This window comes from Streptomyces sp. AC627_RSS907, from assembly GCF_019049165.1.
In genome coordinates this window covers 1-569 of record NZ_JAGMUE010001338.1, presented here as the reverse complement: position 1 = coordinate 569, position 569 = coordinate 1, and the positions used below count along the sequence as shown (strand labels likewise).

Annotated in this window: 1 protein-coding gene; it reads left to right on the top strand. The window is 76.1% G+C overall.

What is annotated here, in order from left to right:
- Nucleotides 1–569 (top strand): beta-ketoacyl synthase N-terminal-like domain-containing protein (locus KUM32_RS41800; RefSeq protein ID WP_302185271.1); only part of this gene is annotated, 569 nt, incomplete at both ends.

The following is a 569-nucleotide window of genomic DNA, read 5'->3' as shown; positions in this document are numbered from 1 at the left end:
CCGCAGAGTTCCGCGAGCTGAACGACGATTGGCCGGACCGTGTGTCGCCGCTTGCCCTGCCGCGCAGCGTGCCGAACATGGCCGCCGGGGAGGTGGCGATGGACCTGGGGGCGTGCGGGCCTGGCTTCACCACCGCCAGTGCCTGCGCGTCGGGCGCGACCGCCATCGGCGTGGCCCGGGACCTGTTGCGCGGGGGCGCGTGCGACGTCGTGCTCGCCGGCGGGAGCGAGTCGGCCTGCTGTCGGATGAGCGCCACGTGCTTCGCGCGGCTGCGGGCGCTGTCCCGTCGGACCGCCGAACCGGAGCTGGCCAGCCGTCCCTTCGACGCCGACCGCGACGGGTTCGTACTGGGTGAGGGCGCGGCGGTGCTGGTCATGGAGCGGTACGCCGGCGCGCGGGCGCGCGGAGCCCAGGTGCGCGCGCTCCTACGCGGTTACGGCGCTACCAGCGACGCCCACCACCCCATCGCGCCGCTCCCGGACGGCAGCGGCGCGGCACGTGCGATCCGGATCGCCCTGCGGGACGCGGAGTGCGCGCCGCGCGAGATCGGGCACGTGAACGCGCACGGC